At 72.4% G+C, this 17,915-nt stretch carries 15 protein-coding genes and 1 pseudogene; 9 read left to right on the top strand and 7 right to left on the bottom strand.

The window, feature by feature from the left end:
* Positions 1-134 precede the first annotated feature (134 nt).
* From HN013_RS31355 to HN013_RS31345, 3 genes are read right to left on the bottom strand one after another with little or no spacing between them, the layout of a single operon-like run.
* Positions 135-974 carry a geranyl diphosphate 2-C-methyltransferase gene (locus tag HN013_RS31355; protein WP_171172276.1) on the bottom strand — a complete coding sequence of 280 codons (840 nt, stop codon included), beginning with the start codon at positions 972-974 and terminating at the stop codon, positions 135-137.
* A gap of 59 nt (positions 975-1,033) precedes the next feature.
* Positions 1,034-2,227 (bottom strand): family 2 encapsulin nanocompartment cargo protein terpene cyclase, encoded by a 1,194-nt coding sequence (locus tag HN013_RS31350; RefSeq protein ID WP_312018772.1) that lies wholly within the window; start codon positions 2,225-2,227, stop codon positions 1,034-1,036.
* 53 nt (positions 2,228-2,280) lie between these two features.
* A complete protein-coding gene (locus tag HN013_RS31345) occupies positions 2,281-3,708 on the bottom strand; it encodes a family 2B encapsulin nanocompartment shell protein (RefSeq protein WP_171172274.1) in 1,428 nt (475 codons plus the stop codon).
* Positions 3,709-4,287: 579 nt separating this feature from the next.
* On the opposite strand from HN013_RS31345, the gene HN013_RS31340 reads away from it, so the two are divergent.
* Positions 4,288-4,827, top strand: coding sequence for a hypothetical protein (locus HN013_RS31340; RefSeq protein WP_249375650.1), 540 nt, complete (start codon positions 4,288-4,290; stop codon positions 4,825-4,827).
* A 70-nt stretch (positions 4,828-4,897) separates the two neighbouring features.
* On the opposite strand, the gene HN013_RS31335 is transcribed toward HN013_RS31340, so the two are convergent.
* Positions 4,898-5,911 (bottom strand): ABC transporter permease, encoded by a 1,014-nt coding sequence (locus tag HN013_RS31335; RefSeq protein WP_398981141.1) that lies wholly within the window; start codon positions 5,909-5,911, stop codon positions 4,898-4,900.
* Positions 5,908-6,876, bottom strand: coding sequence for an ATP-binding cassette domain-containing protein (locus HN013_RS31330; protein ID WP_398981138.1), 969 nt, complete (start codon positions 6,874-6,876; stop codon positions 5,908-5,910). The genes HN013_RS31335 and HN013_RS31330 overlap by 4 nt, the downstream gene beginning before the upstream one ends.
* Positions 6,877-7,223: 347 nt before the next feature.
* Here HN013_RS31330 and HN013_RS31325 point away from each other — a divergent pair, with 347 nt between their 5' ends.
* The 3 genes from HN013_RS31325 to HN013_RS31315 all read left to right on the top strand — a co-directional run bounded on the left by HN013_RS31325 (position 7,224) and on the right by HN013_RS31315 (position 9,820).
* Positions 7,224-7,565 (top strand): PadR family transcriptional regulator, encoded by a 342-nt coding sequence (locus HN013_RS31325; protein ID WP_171172272.1) that lies wholly within the window; start codon positions 7,224-7,226, stop codon positions 7,563-7,565.
* Positions 7,562-8,299, top strand: a complete 738-nt coding sequence (locus tag HN013_RS31320; RefSeq protein ID WP_171172270.1) for a permease prefix domain 1-containing protein — start codon at positions 7,562-7,564, stop codon at positions 8,297-8,299. The genes HN013_RS31325 and HN013_RS31320 overlap by 4 nt, the downstream gene beginning before the upstream one ends.
* Before the next feature lie 105 nt (positions 8,300-8,404).
* A complete protein-coding gene (locus HN013_RS31315; protein WP_171172268.1) occupies positions 8,405-9,820 on the top strand; it encodes an NAD(P)/FAD-dependent oxidoreductase in 1,416 nt (471 codons plus the stop codon).
* A 25-nt stretch (positions 9,821-9,845) separates the two neighbouring features.
* On the opposite strand, the gene HN013_RS31310 is transcribed toward HN013_RS31315, so the two are convergent.
* Positions 9,846-10,979, bottom strand: a complete 1,134-nt coding sequence (locus HN013_RS31310) for a questin oxidase family protein (protein WP_171172266.1) — start codon at positions 10,977-10,979, stop codon at positions 9,846-9,848.
* Positions 10,980-11,042: 63 nt separating this feature from the next.
* Between HN013_RS31310 and HN013_RS31305 the strand changes: the two genes are divergently transcribed.
* Entirely contained in the window at positions 11,043-11,543 is a 501-nt protein-coding gene (locus HN013_RS31305; RefSeq protein WP_171172264.1) for a MarR family winged helix-turn-helix transcriptional regulator, read from the top strand.
* 87 nt (positions 11,544-11,630) lie between these two features.
* Here HN013_RS31305 and HN013_RS31300 read toward each other — a convergent pair whose 3' ends face one another.
* The gene (locus HN013_RS31300; RefSeq protein WP_312018771.1) at positions 11,631-12,989 is read right to left on the bottom strand and encodes an MFS transporter; all 1,359 of its coding nucleotides are present in this window, start codon (positions 12,987-12,989) and stop codon (positions 11,631-11,633) included.
* A 55-nt stretch (positions 12,990-13,044) separates the two neighbouring features.
* Between HN013_RS31300 and HN013_RS31295 the strand changes: the two genes are divergently transcribed.
* The 4 genes and pseudogenes from HN013_RS31295 to HN013_RS31280 all read left to right on the top strand — a co-directional run.
* Positions 13,045-14,364 carry an aminotransferase class I/II-fold pyridoxal phosphate-dependent enzyme gene (locus HN013_RS31295; RefSeq protein WP_312018770.1) on the top strand — a complete coding sequence of 440 codons (1,320 nt, stop codon included), beginning with the start codon at positions 13,045-13,047 and terminating at the stop codon, positions 14,362-14,364.
* Positions 14,365-14,543: 179 nt separating this feature from the next.
* The gene (locus HN013_RS31290) at positions 14,544-15,551 is read left to right on the top strand and encodes a cytotoxin leucocidin (RefSeq protein ID WP_171172261.1); all 1,008 of its coding nucleotides are present in this window, start codon (positions 14,544-14,546) and stop codon (positions 15,549-15,551) included.
* A gap of 299 nt (positions 15,552-15,850) precedes the next feature.
* Entirely contained in the window at positions 15,851-17,113 is a 1,263-nt protein-coding gene (locus HN013_RS31285) for an MFS transporter (RefSeq protein ID WP_171172259.1), read from the top strand.
* A 71-nt stretch (positions 17,114-17,184) separates the two neighbouring features.
* Positions 17,185-17,915: pseudogene (locus HN013_RS31280) on the top strand (non-ribosomal peptide synthetase); the annotation flags it as partial.

Genomic DNA, 17,915 nt, shown 5'->3' with positions numbered 1-17,915 from the left:
CCGCCCAACAAGGCACCCCCAACCACCCCACCCACCCCACCCACTACACCACCCACACACCCCACCCACACCACCACCCATAGCGAGTGTGGGGCCGTCTCCCCGCCACAGGGACGGCCCCACACACCGAACGGTCAGACGCGATCGGCAGCGATGAGCAGGTAGTGGAAGCTGCCCTCGCGGTAGGCGGTCAGGAACGGGTCCTCGACGCCGGTGGCGAGGGAGGACTGTGCGCGGAGCTCCCAGTACGGGATCGTGGCCGCCGTCAGGTCGACGACGTTCATGGGGACGAGACCGTTGGCGGCCATCGCCTTGAAGTAGGCGCTGCGGGGGTGGATGTTGCAGGTGTAGTGCTCGTCGATCCGGCTGACGGCTTTGGAGCGGCCGCCCGTCACGTCGTTGGAGCAGCCGGTGATGACGACGTAGCGGCCGCCGAAGGCCAGTTGCCGGGCGTGCTCGGCGAAGAGTTCGAAGAGGTCCACGTACATGGTGGACTCGTTGTTCCAGATGCCTTGGAAGGCTCCGGTCGGCAGGCCCGTGTCCAGCATGTTGCGGAAGTGGTAGCGCACCTGGTCGTCCACGCCGCGTTTGCGGGCCTGCTCGTTGGCGAAGTCGACCTGGGCCTGCGAGATGGACACGCCGTCCACCCGGCAGCCGAAGCGGGCGTTGGCCATGATGCTGCTGCCGCCGCGGCCGCAGCCGGCGTCCAGCAGCCGGTGGTCGGGGGCGACGGGGCCGAGGTGGTCCAGGAGGACGTCCGCCTGGGCCGACTCCAGCCGGTGCAGCTCCTCGACGATGCGCGCGTCGCGGGTCTCCTCGGGGCCCTCCAGGACGGACGGGTCGTAGTCGCCGAGCCCGTAGTGGTGGTGGTAGAGACCGTCGACGTCGCCCAGCCTCAGGTTGACCGGGTCCTTCTCCTTGTTCCAGTACTCGGCGACCGACTTCTGGTAGGCAGTGCGCAGGACGGGGGTCATGGGTTGTGCTCCTCGAAGCGTTGGTCAGGCGGTTCAGGCAGTTGAGCGGTTCAGGGAGGTCAGGCGGTGTTGTAGCGGGGGCTCCCGCTGTGCCAGGCCCGGTTGCCGCCGAGCCAGGCCCACACCCCCGTGAGAAAGCGGCGCAGCTGCGGCGAGCCGGTGAGGGCCAGGGCCGCCGCCTCCGCCTCGTAGGTGTGCACCAGCTCGTCGTGGATCTCCGCGCTCCGCTCGATCCCCTCGCGCACCGAGCACCGTTCCCGCTCGGCGATCACGGTCGGCAGGTTGAACTCCACGCCTTCCGCGTCGTGTTCCTTGGTCATGGAGTAGAGGTCGTTGACGAGCGTGGCGGCGGTGGCGGCCATGGTCACGGCGCGGCGCACCCGCGGGTCGGCGTACTCGTCGGCGGGGAGGGCGTAGCCGCCCACCACGTCGGCCAGCGCGATGCAGGGCAGGAAGCTGTTGATCTGACGGTGCGCCAGGTATTCGGGGACGGTGGGCAGATATCCCCGGGAACGCCAGGAGCCCTCCTGTCCGTACCCGACGAAGAGGACGGCCACCTCGTGGTGCAGCCGGGCGAGTTGGGACGGTTCCGCGTACCGGGACAGGTGCTCCATCCCGGAGCGCAGGGCGACCCGTACGGGGTCCTCGCGCATCTCCCGCTCCCAGGCTGCCGCGTGGCGGACGGGGAGGTGGGCCGGGTCGAGGGACGCGTACGCGGGGCCCAGGTGCGAGCCCAGCATCTCGGGGCCCGCTCCGTCGTCGCAGTAGTAGTCGTCCGTGGCCCACTCGGCCAGCGCGCACTTGCCCGCCGCCAGGAGCCGGTCCGGGTCGTCGGTGTCGGGGTGGGCCAGCATCATCAGCCGTCCGAAGTCGGCGGCGCGGACGCGGTCGAGCCGTCCTGCGTAGATGCCGGCCTCGCCGGCCCAGGCGACCAGGCGGTCGTTGACCTCCCGGCCGAGCGCCGGGTCGTCCCGGAGGGCGGGCGGGCAGTAGAGCTCGGGGACGACGCCGGGGGCGGACGGCTCCCGCGCCGGGGTGTGTGCGTCCTGTGGCGAAGCGTGCGCGTTCCTCGCCGGAACCGGAAGATGCGCGTTCTTTGCCACGACACGGGCGGCGGACGTGCCCAGTCCTGTCGGCCCGGTGGGCGGACGGAGCGACCTGGGGGCGGTCCTGTCCTCGGTGAGCAGCGACGCCACGAGCCGTGCCGCATCGTGCCGGGCCGTGGGCGCGGTCATCCGCGACAGCAGTGACACCGGTTCGTTCTCCTTGTTCCTGGCGCGGACAGGCTTTACGAGGGCGCAGGGCGTTACGAGGGCGTGTGGAAGACCTCGACGTTCTCCAGGACACCCAGTGCGTCGGGCACGAGGACGGCCGCCGAGAAATAGGTGCTGACGAGGTAGGAGATGACCGCCTGGTCGTTGATGCCCATGAAGCGGACGTTGAGGCCGGGCTCGTACTCGTCCGGGATGCCGGTCTGCCGCAGGCCGACGACCCCTTCCTCGTCCTCGCCCAGGCGCATCGCCAGGATCGAGGAGGTGCCCTGTTCGGTCACCGGGATCTTGCCGCAGGGCAGGATCGGCACGCCCCGCCAGGCGGGCACGGGCCGGCCGTTGACGTCGGCGCTGTCCAGCGCCAGTCCCCGCTTGTTGCACTCGCGGCCGAGGGCCGAGACGGCCCGGGGGTGGGCGAAGAACGCCTTGGTGCCGCGCCGCATGCTCAGCAGCTCGTCCATGTCGTCCGGGGTGGGCGGCCCGGAGTGGGTGGAGACGCGCTGGCTGTGGTCGGCGTTGTGGAGCAGTCCGAACTCGCGGTTGTTGACCAGTTCCGACTCCTGGCGCTCGCGCAGCGCCTCGATGGTCAGCCGGAGCTGCTGCTCGACCTGGTCCATCGGGTCGTTGTACAGATCGGCGACCCGGCTGTGCACCCGCAGCACGGTCTGCGCCACGCTCAACTCGTACTCACGCGGCACGAGTTCGTAGTCGACGAAGGTGCCGGGTATGACGGGCTCGCCGGTGTGGCCGGCAGCGAGGGCGATCTCCGCCTCGCCCTTCCTGTTCCGCGGGCGCGACGTCTCCGCCAGGCGGTGGTGGACGTGCGCCCGCAGCCGCTCGTTCCGTTCCGCCACGTTCTCGTACGCGGCGCGGGGGAGCGTGAGCACGGTGCACGCAGTCAGCGCCCGCGCCGTGAATTCCCAGGTGCCCGGTTCGTCGGCCAGCGTCTCGCCGCCGAAGAACCCGCCGTCGGCTACCACGCCGCGCCGGAAGTCCTCGCCGTACTTCCCGGCACCGAGCTTCTCGACCTTGCCGCGCGCGATGAGGTGGACCTCGTCGACGGTCCCGCCCCGTTCGACGATCACCTGTCCCGGCGCGTACTCCCGCTGCTCGCACCGCTCGGCCAGCGCCCGCAGCGCGGCGTCGTCCTCGAACCCGCGCAGCAGCGACAGCTCGCCGAGCTCGGCCGGGACGACACGGACCGCGGCCCCTTCCTGGACGAAGGTGACCCGTCCGTCGCCGACCTCGTGGACGAGCCGCCGGTTGACCCGGTACGTACCGCCCTTGACCTCCACCCAGGGCAGCATCCGCAGCAGCCACCGCGAGCTGATGCCCTGCATCTGCGGGACACTCTTGGTAGTGGTCGCCAGATTCCGCGCGGCGGCGATCCCCAGGCTGAGCTGGGCACGCCCCGCCGGCTCCTCGGGCTGCTCCGGCTGCTGCCGGTGCGCTGCGGTCGACATCCCGGTCCTTCCGTCTGGGCACACACGTCAAAGAGGAGCCCTATTGCTCACCTGATCGGGTGACCGGGCTCCGGACGCGCAAGTGAAGCAGCGTCAGATGATGTTGGTCGAGGCGGGAGAAGGGGTGCCGTCGCCTTTACGCCGTTCTGGGCGTCGGGAGCGCCCGGCCGAACCGGTCGCCGGGGGCCGAGGAGAGGGCGACTTGAGTCCGCTTTGCCGTGATCCGGCATGCTTCGGGTGGGCGGACATAAGGGGCTTGCGCCACCTCGGGCGCCCGGTCGCGTTCGGAACGAGGTGTCCGATAATGCACGATCGGCACTTGCGTTTCGCCGGACGGGCGGAAGGGCGGGCGCCGGCCATGTGGCCTGCGGGGAGGGGAAGCCTGGGACAGCCCTCGCTCCCTCTACCGCCTCCTGACGAGCGGCAGGAACAGGACGTCCGCCATCTCCTCCAAGTCGGCGTCGGGCGACGGGGTGCGCTGGGTCGTGAACAACTCGTGGACGACCAGGACGGCCGGGAAAGTGACCAGCCGGCCGGGCAGCGAGGACGGCGAGGGGGTCTCACGAGGTCGTCGCGGCCGTGCGCCCCGTCTTCGGCGGCCCTCTCAGCTACGCGTCCAGCCCTTTGGACGGCGTGGACCGGAGCCCCTTCGACATCGTCGGCCTGGACGCCTTCCGGAGCCTGCGCAACGCGGACACCTACCGCGACGACCTGCGCGAGGAGTTCGCCCACGGCAAGCCGGTGGCCGTGCTGGAGGTCGGGTGCTGCACCTTCCAGGAGGCGGGCGACCTCGGTGGCGCGGGCCGGTACGTGGCCATGGAGAAGGACGGTGTCACCCTCAAGCCGGACCTGGTAGGCGACGAGGGCGAGCAGAGTCCGCTACTCGACAGCCTCCTGCCCGTCTTCGAGGAGGAAGGCGTCGATTCCGTCCTCTGGTTCAGCTTCTCCGGCTACGCCCTCCCGCACCGTCCGCACGGAGGGGGGGCAGGATCTGGACACGGCTTCCTACGCCATCGTCAAGGTTCCCGCCGAGGGCCACGGGATCCTCGACTCGGACCGCATGTACCCCGGCGTGCCCGGGAGCCCAAGGAAGCGTTCCACGCGCTCGGGGACCGCTAACGGGCTCTCGCGCAGCGAGCAGGGACCCACCAGGTGGGGCAGCCGCGCCGCGTACCGCCCCACCCCGGTGTCACTTGCGGGCGTAGAGCCGCATCGTGACCGGGCCGAAGACCAGGACGAACAGCGCGGACCAGCCCAGCGACCACGCGATGTGGGCCGCCGGCCAGTTCCCTTCCATCATTCCGCGCACCGAGCTGCACAGATGCGTCAGTGGGCTGTTGTTGACGAAGGCCTGGAGCCAGCCGGGCATGGTGTGCGGGTCGACGAACACATTGCTCAAGAAGGTCAGCGGGAAGATCACTGCCATGGATGCGCCGATCACCGCTTTCTCCGTGCGGAGCAACAGTCCGAACATCGTCCACACCCAGGAGAAGGCGAAACTGAACACGAGCAGCAGGGCCACGGCCCCGACCACGCCACCGGCTCCGCCGTCCGGGCGGTAGCCCATCACCAGACCCACCGTCAGGATCACCACCGAGGCGCAGACGTACCGCAGCATGTCGCCGAGCAGGTAGCCCACCATGACCGACGGGCGCCACACCGGGAGACTGCGGAAACGGTCCAGGATGCCCTTGCCGATGTCGGTGTTGACCGCCATCCCCGTGTACATGGTGATCATCACGACGGACATCACCAGGATCCCGGGCAGGAGGAACTGCAGGTACTCCCCGGTCGATCCCGCCAGCGCGCCGCCGAACAGGTACGTGTACATCAGCACGAGCATCACGGGGAAGGCCGTGACGTCGAACAGCTGCTCGGGTACGTGCTTGATCCTCAATACCGCACGCCATCCGAACGCCAGTGACGTCGACAACGCCCCGGGCTTCGGCGGCCTCTCGCCCGCGAGCAGCGACCCGATGAGCGCCGCGCCGGTGCCGGGAGCCGTCCCGGTGCCCGGAGCCGTCCCGGTCCCGGATGCCGTCCCGACGCCTGTGCCCACCCCGGCATCCGAGGCCGTTGCCGTTCCCGTTCCCGGATCCGCTCCAGGACCCGCCCCCGAGTCCACGCCGGGACCCGCTCCAGGACCCGCTCCAGGACCCGCCCCGGGATCCGCGCCGGTTCCGGAGCCCGTCACCGTGGTCATGCCGCCACCTCCCCGTTCTTCCGGACAGTGCCGGAACCGTCGTCGGTCAACGCGAGGAACACCTCGTCCAGGCTAGGCTGTCCCAGGGCGAACGACTCCACGCCGATCCCCGCCCTGGCCAGCTCCGCCAGGGCCCGGGCGGCCTGCTCCGCCGCGTCCGTGCCCCCGCCGCCCAGCCGTACGGTCAGGGCCACCGGGTCGTCCTCCGGCTGTGCGGCGGCTCCCAGGCAGCCGCTCAGCACGCGCTCCGCCTTCTCCCGGCAGTCCGGGTCCTCCAGCCTGACCTGCACCGACCCGGCTCCGACCGATGCCTTGAGCTCTGCCTTCGTCCCTTCGGCGATCACTCTCCCGCGGTCGAACACCGCGATGCGGGACGCCAGCCGGTCGGCCTCGTCCAGGTACTGCGTCGTCAGGAGAACCGTCGTTCCCTGCGCCACCACTCCGCGCACCATCTCCCACACCTGGTTCCGGCTGCGCGGGTCCAGGCCGGTGGTGGGCTCGTCCAGGAACAGCAGGTCGGGCCTGCTCACCAGGGAGGCAGCGATGTCGAGCCGCCGCCGCATCCCGCCCGAGTAGCTCTTGACCTGCCGCCCTCCGGCTTCGGTCAGGCCGAACCCCTCCAGCAGTCCCGCCGCCCGCTCCCGCGCGCCCCGGCGCCCGTAGCCCAGCAGACGGCCCAGCAGTACGAGGTTCTCCTGGCCGGTCAACTCCTCGTCGAGCGAGGCGAACTGTCCCGTCAGGGAGACCCGGGCCCGTACGCCCTCGGCGTCCGACACCACGTCCCGGCCGAACACCCGCACCCGGCCGCCGTCCGGCCGCAGCAGCGTTCCCAGGATCCGGATGAACGTCGTCTTGCCCGCGCCGTTGGGCCCTAAGACGCCGTAGACCCCGCCCGTGGGCACGACCAGGTCGACGCCGTCCACCGCCCGTACCCCGCCACCGAACACCTTGACCAAACCAGCCACTTCGACAGCCGCGTCACCGCTCCGCGCCACTGCGACCACCCCCTCCCGTGTAGGAAATCCGTCCGGATTCCACCGCTCCCGCGGATCCACCGCCCCTCCCCCGGGCGCGCCGCGTCAAGAACCGGTCCGGCCCAACGTGCCCTCGCCCGTCCCACAAGGCAAGCACTTCGCCCAAGGCGAGCAGTCGCGGCGGCGCCCCGTGAGCCCTCAACTCCCGCTGCCGGTCCGGCGTCCCGGGCAGTCGGCCGTCCGTCGCATCCACCGCCAACACCTCCAACCCGTCACGTCAATATATTGGCTGGCAATAGATAGCACACCAACAAGTCGGATGAGTACGCTGGCTACTTATGAGGCAGAACGCTGTACGAGGGCATCTCGACGGGCTGCTGCTCGCCGTACTCGAAACCGGCCCGCTCCACGGATACGCGATCATCACGGCCGTCCAGCACCGCAGCAGCGGCATGCTGGAACTCCGCACCGGCACGATCTATCCGGCGCTCAACCGCCTGGAACGGCTCGGGTTCCTGCGGAGCACCTGGCAGGCCGACGGCGAACGGCGGCGGCGCTGCTACGAACTCACGGAGGCCGGCCGGCACACGCTCGACGCCGAGCGGACGGCCTGGCGGGAGTTCACCGCCGCGATCGGCTCCGTCCTCAATCCCACCACACCGTCCGGACTCACCACATGACATCCGACAGCCGAACAGGCGGCCCTAACAGCGGAACTGACGCTCCGTCGCCCGTCGCCCTCCAACCGTCCGGCGACCCCGTCGAGGACCACCTCACCGCTCTGGACGCGGCCCTCCACGGCCCGCCCGCGGCCAAGGCCCGCATGCTGGAGGAGCTTCGGGGCGGTCTTACCGACGCCGTGGCGGAGCGTGTGCGGGACGGCATGCCCTACGAGCGGGCCGCGGAGCTCGCCGTCCGGGAGTGCGGGACGGCCGACGAGCTCCGCCCCGCCTGTCAGCACGAGCTCACCATCGCCCAGATCCGGCACACCGCCCGGGCCACCGCGTTCGCCACTCCGCTGCTGGTCGCCGCCTGGTACCTCCTCCGCACCACGGCTCCGTCGGGATCCTGGCAACTGCCGCACGCGGCACATCTGCTGGCGACACAGCTCACCACGTTCACGGCGCTCGCCGCCCTCGTCACGCTGGTGGCCATCACCATGACCGGCACGCTGGCCCGGTGGATCCCCACCCCTCACCGGCTTCCCCGGACGGTCGCGTGGACGAGCACGACGGTCACGGCGTCCATGGCGCTCACCACGTTCGCCCTGGCCACCACCACGCCCCTCACCGCCAACTGGCCCCTCACCACGCTGGCGACCCTCCTCACCGCCGCCTCCCACGCCCTCACCGCCGGCCCTGCCCGGGCCAGCCGGCACTGTGCGCGGCTCCCGGACCAGCTCCTCCACCGCTGACGGGACCACGAGGAGGGGACGCGGCGCCCGTCCGACGAGCAGACCCGTACACCCAACCACCCGGAATCAGCACTGAACCGGCTCCGAGCGAGCAGACGTCAGGGCATGACCACGACCACGACCACACCCCGGGCCACGACCCGCCCCCGCATCCTGATCGTCGGCGGCGGATTCGCCGGAGTCGAGTGCGCCCGGCGTCTGGAACGCAAGCTCAAGCCCGACGAAGCACAGATCACTCTCGTCACTCCCTTCGACTATCAGCTCTACCTGCCCCTTCTGCCTCAAGTGGCTTCCGGGGTTCTCACTCCGCAGTCCGTGGCCGTCTCGCTGCGCCGCGGGCTGCGCCGGACCCGGGTGCTCCCGGGCGGTGCCATCGGGGTGGACGCGGCGGCCAAGGTGTGCGTCATCCGGAAGATCACCGACGAGGTCGTCGACGAGCCGTACGACATCGTCGTGCTCGCGCCGGGCAGCATCACCCGGACCTTCGACATCCCCGGCCTGACCGAACACGCCCGCGGCATGAAGACCCTGGCGGAGGCCGCCTACCTGCGCGATCACGTCATCGCGCAGCTGGACCTGGCCGATGCCGCCGTCGACGCGGCCGAGCGTGCCGCGCGGCTGCGGTTCGTCGTCGTCGGTGGCGGTTACGCGGGGACGGAGACGGCGGCCTGTCTGCAGCGGATCACCACGGCGGCGTGCCGGCGCTACCCGCGGCTGGACCCGCGGGAGATCCGGTGGCACATCGTGGACAAGGCGCCGAAGCTGATGCCCGAGCTCGGCGACCGGCTGGGCGCCGAGGCCGCGCGGACCCTCCGCCGGCGGGGCATCGAGATCTCCCTGGGCGTCTCGGTGGCCAAGGCGGAGCACGACCGGGTCACGCTGACGGACGGCCGGGAGCTGCCCTGCCGGACCCTGATCTGGACGGCGGGGGTGACGGCCAGCCCCCTCGTCGGCACGCTGGGCGCCGAGACCGTGAAGGGGCGGCTGGCCGTCACCGACCGCATGACGCTGCCCGGGTTCGACGGCGTCTTCGCCCTCGGCGACGCCGCGGCCGTGCCGGACCGCGCCAAGGGCGACGGGGCGGTCTGCCCGCCCACGGCGCAGCACGCCCAGCGCCAGGGCCGGGTGGTCGCCGACAACGTGGTGGCGCGGCTGCGCGGGGAGCCCCTGCGTCCGTATGTCCACAAGGACCTCGGCCTCGTGGTGGACCTCGGCGGCAAGGACGCGGTCTCCCGGCCGCTGGGTGTGCAGCTGACGGGGCTGCCCGCGCAGGCGGTGGCCCGCGGCTACCACCTGATGGCCCTGCGCACCAATGTCGCCAAGGTCAGGACGGCGACGAACTGGCTGCTCAACGCCGCGGCGGGCGACGACTACGTCCGTACCGGATTCCAGAGCCGACGGCCGGCCACCCTGCGGGACTTCGAGTACACGGACGCCTACCTCTCTCCCGAGGAGACCCGGTCCCGCGCCTCTTCCTTCCTCTCCGCTTCCTCGCCCTCCTCCCCTTCCTCCGCGGACTGACTACATACCGGTCGCGGGCCGTCGGTCAGGCCGTGTCCATGCGCAGTCCGCCGATTCCGCCGCCGCCGTCCAGCCGGGGGATGCGCCGTTGGGCGGCGGCCGCGGCGGCGAGGTAGCGGGGGTCGGGCCGCAGGGCGTACTCGCGCAGGCACGCCTCGGTCATCTTGATGACGTGTTCGTCACCGTGCTCGGCCGCCCGGGCACCGAGTTCGGCCGTGCGGGGCGGCTCCGGGACCTCCTCCAGCCATGCCGTCGTGCCCTCGCCGCGCCGGTCGGTGGTGAGCATCACCAGGAGGGCGGACTGCACCTGCCAGATCCGGGCCAGCGTCGGCGCGTGCACTTCCCGCGGCAGGTGGGGCAGGACGATGCGGACGGCGGCGGGAGCGGTGACGCCGTGGACGAGCGGTACGGGGTACACCTCGGGGTGGCCGAGGTAGACGTCGGCGAACTGGCACGTCATCTCGCTCAGCAGCCGGGACGTCTCTTCCGGGGCCAGCCGTCCCATCGCCTCGCCGTAGCCGGGGAGTTCGCCGAGGGACGCGAGACGCCGCTGGACGACCCCCACGGTGAACGGGCCGTCCTCGGCCGTGCGGGGCAGGGCGGCCACCGCGGCGGGGAGGGTGTACGTCCCTTCGAGGCGCGGTGTGCCGGGGAGTTCCCGGTAGCGGCCGGCCCAGTAGGCGAGCCCGCGGGCCAGTTCGCGGCGCTGGAACGGGGTGGGTCCGTCCCCCGCGGCGTAGAGGCCGCGGACGGCGTGCGCGGTGCGGATGAGGCCGTGGGTCAGCCCGGCGAACAGTCCGGGGAGCAGGCGCGGCCACCACCGGCCGAGGACGTCCCGCCAGTGCGCTTCCGACAGTTCGCGCTCGAAGAGGCGTTCCCAGTCGCCGGCCCGGTGGAAGGCGCCGAGCGCGGGGCGCCAGGAGGACTCGTCGGCGGCGTCCAGGGGGAAGCGCCCGGCCGGCGGCTCGTGGTGCTCCATCACCCCCCGGTACCGGCGGACCCAGCCGGCCACCTCGTCCTCGTGGCCGAGCAGCGCGAGCGCCTCCGCCCCCATCGGGCCGTGGTTGGCCAGATCCGCGCCCTTTCCCCGTTCGTACCCGAGATCGTCCAGCCGTTCCAGAGCATCGTTGACGGCGTCGTGATAGCTGACCGGCGACACAGGGACACCAACCTTTCGGATTTCCGAATAGTTTGTTGTTCCGAACCGTTTACACTTCGCAGTATGCAGCATGCTGATCCGCCCCCGCACCCGGCCCCCACGCCGGGCCCCGACGACACCTCCGTCGTCAGCCTCGTACCGCTCCTGGAGCCCCACTTCCGTTCCGCGGCCGTACAGGGCCTCATGCCCGCGCCGTTGCTCGACGCGATGGAGACGTTCAAGCTGACGCCTCGTCATGGTGCGGTGCTGCCGCAGCTGCTCGCCTCGGAACCACTGACCGTGGGTGAGATCGCTCGGCGGCTGCACGTCTCGCTGTCCACCGCGAGCGAACTGGTCGGGGGACTGCACCGGGCGGGGATCGTGGAACGCGCCGAGGACCCGGCCAACCGCCGGCGGATCCTGGTGTCGCTCGCCGAGGGGTACCGGGAGCCGATCGAGTCCTTCGTCGCCCTGCGGGGCCGGCCGCTGCTGCGCGCGCTGGCCTCGCTCACTCCGCAGGAGCGCGCGGGATTCCTGGCCGGGCTCACCGCTTGGGTGCGGGAGGTGCAGAAGCCGGTGACGTGAACGGGCGGGCGGGCGAGGCCTGTTGCGGTCTCCATGTCGGCACCCCCGGCCGCCGCCCGTTCCGGCCGCGACGAACGCCCCCTCGGTTCAGCTGCGTTGCACCGACTCCGGGGCCTGCTCCACCACCGCCTTCCCCTTCTCCGTCTCCGCCGGTTCCGCCGCGCGCGGGAGCCGCCCGCGGACGAGGCGGTGCTGGGCCAGCGACCCACCCGCGATGATCACGCCGAAGACGCCCCAGCCGAACGGTCCGGCGGCGATGGCCGCCGTGACGGCCAGGGGGCCGGCCGCGCGCTGGCTCGCCTGGGCGAGACCGTGAACCCCGAGGTAGGTGCCCTGGGCGTGGTCGGGAGCGAGGGCGATCGACAGCTCCCAGGAGACGATCGCGTGCAGCATCTCGGCGAGCGTGAACCCAGCCGCAGCCACCGTGAGACACACGGCGGCCGCGACGGCTCCGTGCACCGCGGAGGCAGCCATGGCCACGCCGGACACCGTGAACACGACGGAGAGCGGCAGCAGCAGGGCGTGCGCCGCGCGGGTCGTCGCGCCGAACCGGGCCAGCGGCACCTGGAGCCCCACCACCATGGCGCTGTTGAGCACCAGCAGCAGCGGGACCGCTCCGTGCGGGGCATCGGTGGCGTGCACGGCCCACAGCGGCAGGCCGACCCTGAAGACCGCGTCGTCGAGGAAGAGCAGCGCGTCGGTCAGCACGTACAGCAGGTAGGTGCGGTCGCGCCACGGGCCGGTGGGACGGGCCCTCTCCGCTTCCTCCCCGCCCTCCCCTCCCTCCTCACCCTCCGCGCCTCCCGTGACGACACGGGTGCCGGCGGAGACGTCGGCGCAGCGGGCCGTGAGGAGGGCGGCGGCCACGAACGACAGGGCGTCGCCGAGGAGCAGGACGCGGTAGACGGTCTCGCCGCCGACGGCGAGGACCGCCGCCGCGCCGAGCCCTCCGACGGTCCATCCCGCGTTCGCCACCGTACGGTTGACCGCCTGGTAGCGGACGCGCTCGGCGCCCGCGACGCGGGAGGCGTAGAGCTTGGTGAGCACGCTCGCCGCCCGGTCGCCGAAGCCTCCGGCCGCCGACAGTGCCAGCAGCGGTACCAGGCCGTCGGTGACGAGCAGGCCGGCCGCGGCCACGGCGCGCAGGAGCTGGAAGGCGATGAGGACGCGGGTGAGCGGCAGCCGGTCGGCGAGGCGGCCGCCGACCGGCGGTCCGACGAGGCCGGCGAGGCCCGCGGCGGCGGCCAGGGCGCCGATCTCCCCCACGGTCAGCCGGGTGACGAAGGTGAAGTACAGCACCGACGTCGAGGCCCACAGCCCGCTGCCGACCCGGTCGACCAGTGCGACCCAGAGCATGCGGCGCCCGTCGCGGCCCCCCGGCAGATTTCCCGGCGCCAGCCGTCCCAGCCGCTTCCCCAGTGCGGTCCGCCCACGGTCAACGGTCACTGACTCCCCCCGGTGTCCTTGCCCAGCAGTTATGTATTGGTACATAGTTGAGTACGTGGCAATACATTATGGGATCACCGGTACGACCGCCAAGGCCATTTCCGCGTCCGTGGAACGCGCGGTGTCCGAGGGCACGCTGACGCCCGGGACGGCCCTGCCTCCCGTGCGTCGGCTCGCCGAGGAGCTCGGCGTGAGCCCCGGCACGGTCGCGACGGCCTACAAGGAGCTCCGCGGCCGCGGCGTCGTCGTCACGCGGGGCCGCGGCGGCACCGTCGTCGCCGAGGCCCTCGCCGTGGCGTCCCGCCGGCCGCCCAGAATCCCGGAAGGGCTGCGCAATCTGGCGGACGGGCAGCCCGACCCGGCGTTCCTGCCCGCCCTCGTCCCGCCGGCCCGGCTGTCGCCGGGCTCGGGCGCGCACCGGTCGGCGCCCCGGCTGCCGGCCCTGGAGGACGCCGTCCGCCGGTGGCTGGAGCGGGACGGAGTCCCCGGGCGGCACGTGACCTTCGCCCATGGATCGCTGGACCTCGTCGGACGCCTGCTCTCCGTCGAACTGCGCCCCGGCGACGCGGTGGCGATGGAGGACCCCGGCTACCACCACCTGCTCGACCTCGTGACCGCCCTGGGGCTGCGCTCCGTACCCGTCGCGGTGGACGGCGAGGGGATCCGCCCCGAGGCGCTGCGCGCCGCGCTGCGGGCGGGCGTACGGGCCGTCGTGTACAGCCCGCGCGCGCAGAACCCGTACGGCGGGTGCTTCTCGGCCGCCCGGCGCGACGCGCTGGCCGAGGTGCTGCGTGGCGCGCCGGACGTCCTCGTGGTCGAGAACGACCACGCGGCGGACGTCGCCGGAGCGCCCCTGCACTCGCTCTGCGGCACGGGCCCCGCGCGCTGGGCGCACGTCCGGACGGTGACGAAGCACCTGGGCAGCGACCTGCGGTGGGCCGCCGCCGCGTGCGACGCGACCACGCTGGCCCGGCACGACGGGCGGCTGCTGCTCACGTCCGGCTGGGTCAGCCATCTGCTCCAGACCGCCGTGCTCGGTCTCATGACGGACACGGGGACACGGGACCTCGTCGGCCGGGCCCGCGCGGCGTACGGGCAGCGGCGGGACGCGCTGCTCGGGGAGCTCGGGCGGCGGGGCATCGCGGGCCACGGCGCGAGCGGCCTGAATGTGTGGGTGCCGGTCCGGGACGAGTCGGCGGTGGTCAACGGGTTGCGCACACACGGCTGGTGGGTCGCCGCCGGCGCCCGCTTCCGCATCGACACCGCGCCCGGCGTGCGGATCACCGTGACCGACCTCGTCCCGGAGGACGCCGCGCGGCTGGCGCGGGACTTCGCCGCGGTGCTGGGCGATTCCGCGGACACGTACGGGGGTTGAGGGGGCAGGCATCCCGACGCTGACCGTGGTCAGGGAAGGCCGCAAAAACTGCGGTTCCGTCAGGGGCGCGGCATTCGGGACCAAAGACCCTGGGCAGCGGGAGGCAATGCGGATTGCATGGCGTGCCAAGCGGTGATCACCGCTTGCCCCCCATCCCCCTTACGGAAGTACGGAATTCAATGAGTCATGTCTCCAGACGGCGTGTCCTGACCTTCGCCCCCGCCCTCGGTGTCGCCGCCGCCGTCCCCGGCGTGGCGGCGGGTTCCGTCGTCGCCGCGCCCCGTACCGCAGGTTCCGGCAAGCCCAGGGCCGCCGCCCGTCCGCTCCAGGAGATCACGGACGAGTGGGGGCGCTGGATGGCCAGGGAGCGGTTCCCCCGCTCGAACGGCTGCCGGTTCACCGCCTCCACGGACTACGGGAAGCAGGGCGCGCTCGGCGACTACCACCGGCATCAGGTCCGCACCGGGTACACCGGGATCGTCTACGACCCCAGCGCCCCCTCCCCCGTCCCCGGGCAGGTCACGTCCGTCTCGACCAGCTACCGCAACGGCACGGCCGTCGAGCAGGTGGTCACGTACAAGCAGAGCCGGACGACCGAGCAGGACCTGCGGATCTCGGTGACGGAAGCGCTGAAGGTCGGGGTCACGGTGGAGGTCTCGGCGGAGATCCCGGCCGTCGCCAAGGTCAGCGAGACCACGTCGATCGAGGCGACCCTCTCCTCGACGCAGGAGTTCTCGCACAAGGAGGTGCAGAACTGGAGCGTGGACCTGCCGCTGCGGATCCCGCCGAAGTCGGTCGTCGACGCGTCACTGGTGGTGGGCACCCAGAAGTACGACATCGACTGGACGGCCACCGTCTCCCTGACGGGGAACGTGGCGATCTGGTTCGAGGAGAAGGTCGACCTCAACCACGACGGTGACCTGCACTGGCTCTGGTTCGTCCCGGTCGAGGAGGTCTTCCGCGACTGCCGGGCGCACGGCATCGTCGACACGACGGGGTACGAGGTCACGGCGGACGGGGTGAACGCCTTCGCCAGCGGGACGTTCACCGGTGGCCAGGGGGTCTCCCTCAGCATCAACACCGTGCAGAAGCCGCTCGACGGCGGGCAGCGGAGCGCGGCGGCGGCGCGGTCGGTCCCGGTGCCGCTCGGTCCGGCCGGCAAGCGGGTCATCATCCCCGGGCGCTGACGGGGGCCGGAGGGGGTGCGGGGGCCTGGCCGTGACGCCGGGCCCCCGGTGGTACGGGCCGGCCGACGCCGGAGCACCGAAATCCGGACATTCGCACGACCCGTCCCCTTTTGAGCCGCACACCCCTTCGATCACCCGCCGCACCAGGCGTCACGTCACGTGTCGTTCAGCTGACGGTCCGAAGTGTTTCGCCGAACGGTCAGCCATCACTGTCCGCAATCCGAACACAACTGACCGAAAATATCCGCCGTTTTTGACTGAAGGGGTCGGCATAGCCAAATCTCTGTCAAATGTTGTCAATGACGTCCGAGGGCGGCGGCCTCTTACGCGACCGTGACTTCCGGCTGCTGCTGTCCGGCGCGGCAGCAGGTCAGCTGGGCGCGCAGGTGACCGTGGTCGCCCTGCCGCTGGTCGCCGTGGTCGAACTCGACGCCTCGCCGCTGCAGACGGGGATCCTGACGGCCGCCGAGACCGCCGCGTTCCTGCTCGTGGGCCTGCCCGCGGGGGCGTGGGTGGACCGGATGCGCCGGCTGCCGGTGCTCGTCCGGGCCGACGTCGTCCGGGCCGTGGCGATGGCGGCCCTGCCGCTGTCGGCCTGGGCCGGGGTCCTGACCATGACCCAGCTCTACGTGGTCGCCCTGGTCACCGGCGTGGCCTCGGTCTTCTTCGACATCGCGCACCAGAGCTATCTGCCGTCCCTGCTCCCGCGCGAGAGGCTGGTCGCGGGCAACGGCGCCCTGGAGACGGTGCGTTCGTCCTCCCAGATGGCGGGTCCCGGCGTGGGCGGCGTCCTGGTGCAGGTCGTCGGCGCGCCCCTCGCCCTGCTCGCCGACGCGGCCGGCTATCTCGTCTCGGCGCTCTTCCTGCGCGGCATCCGCACCCCCGAGCCCGAGCCCGCCCCGGCCACCGGTGAGCCCCTGCGCGCCCAGATCATGGAGGGGCTCGCCTTCGTCTTCCGGAACCCCGTCCTGCGGATGATCGCCTGCTCGACGGCGGTCGCGAACTTCTTCGCCTCGATGCTCGTGGCCGTGCAGACGGTCTTTCTGGTCCGGGTACTGGACCTGCCGCCCGGTGTCATCGGGCTGATGCTGTCGGCGTCGGCCGTCGGCGGACTGGCCGGGGCGCTGTGCGCGGACGTCCTCGGGCGGACCCTCGGAAGAGCGCGGGTCATCTGGCTGGCCCCGCTCGTCAGCGGGCCGTTCGCCGTGCTGTGGCCGCTGGCCGGGCGCGGTGCCGCGGCGGTGTGGTTCGCCGTCGGCTCGGCGGCCGTCTTCTTCGGCGCCGTGGTCTACAACGTCGCCCAGGTCAGCTTCCGGCAGGTTCTCTGCCCCGACGCGCTGCTGGGCCGGATGAACGCCACCCTGCGCTTCGTGGTCTGGGGCACGATGCCCTTCGGCGCCCTGCTCGGCGGGGCCGTCGCCGGGGCCTGCGGGGCCCGCGCCGCCGTCTGGCTGTGCGCCGCCGGTTTCGTGCTGGTCCCGCTTCCCCTCCTGCTCTCCCCCCTGCGGCGGCTGCGCGACCTGCCCGCCCCCGAGAGCGTGCCGGGGCCCGTCGCGGGCTGAACCGCCCGGTCCTTCTCCCACCCCCCTTCGTTTCCCCGAACCGTCGCGCCCCCGGCGCACGGGAGGTCAGCGTGCAGTCCCGCAGTATCACTTCGTCCTATCTCGACCGCTTCCGGCGGCTCACCGGTCCGGACGGGCCGGCCGGCGCCCCGCTCCCCGTCACCGGGGCCCAGCGGAGGTTCCTCCTCGCCCGCCGGATGGATCCGGCCGGGCGGCCCGCGCTCGTCCCGCTGTTCTTCGTCTTTCCCCGCGGGGCAGTTGACGCCGCGCGGCTGCGGGCCGCCGCCGGTCACCTGGCCGCCCTGCACCCCGCGCTGCGGGTGCGTCCGGAGGTGTGCCGGGGCGTACCGGTGCAGCGGGTCGGCGCGCCCGAGGGGTGGGTCCGGGAGGTGGCGGTCCCGCCCGGCCGTACGGCGGCGGAGGCGGTGCTGTCCGCGTCGGCCGACTGGCCGTCGGAGGGGCCGCCGCTGCGGTTGTTCCTCGCCGCCGGGGCCGCCGGAAGCGCGGAGGACGTCCTCGCGCTCGTCCTCGACCACGCCGTCTGCGACGAGCAGTCGCTGGGCGGCATCACGGCTGGCCTGACCCGCGCGTACGACGAGGGTCTCGGCGCCGACGACGTGCCGGACGCGCTCGCGGCGGAAGGGCTCGCCGCCTACCGCGAGGCCGTCGAGCTCCAACTGACCGCCGAGGAACGGGCGTCCGGGCCGGCGGCGCGCGCGTACTGGGCGCGCCGCCTGGCCGGACTGCGTCCGCCGCCCCCGCCGGCCGCGACGGGCGGGCCGGGGACGGGGAGCGCCCGGCG

Source organism: Streptomyces sp. I05A-00742, from assembly GCF_013055795.1.
In the GTDB taxonomy this organism is placed as follows: Bacteria; Actinomycetota; Actinomycetes; order Streptomycetales; family Streptomycetaceae; genus Streptomyces.
The sequence above is the reverse complement of the archived record's forward strand: the minus strand, read 5'-3'. Positions and strand labels throughout refer to the sequence as shown.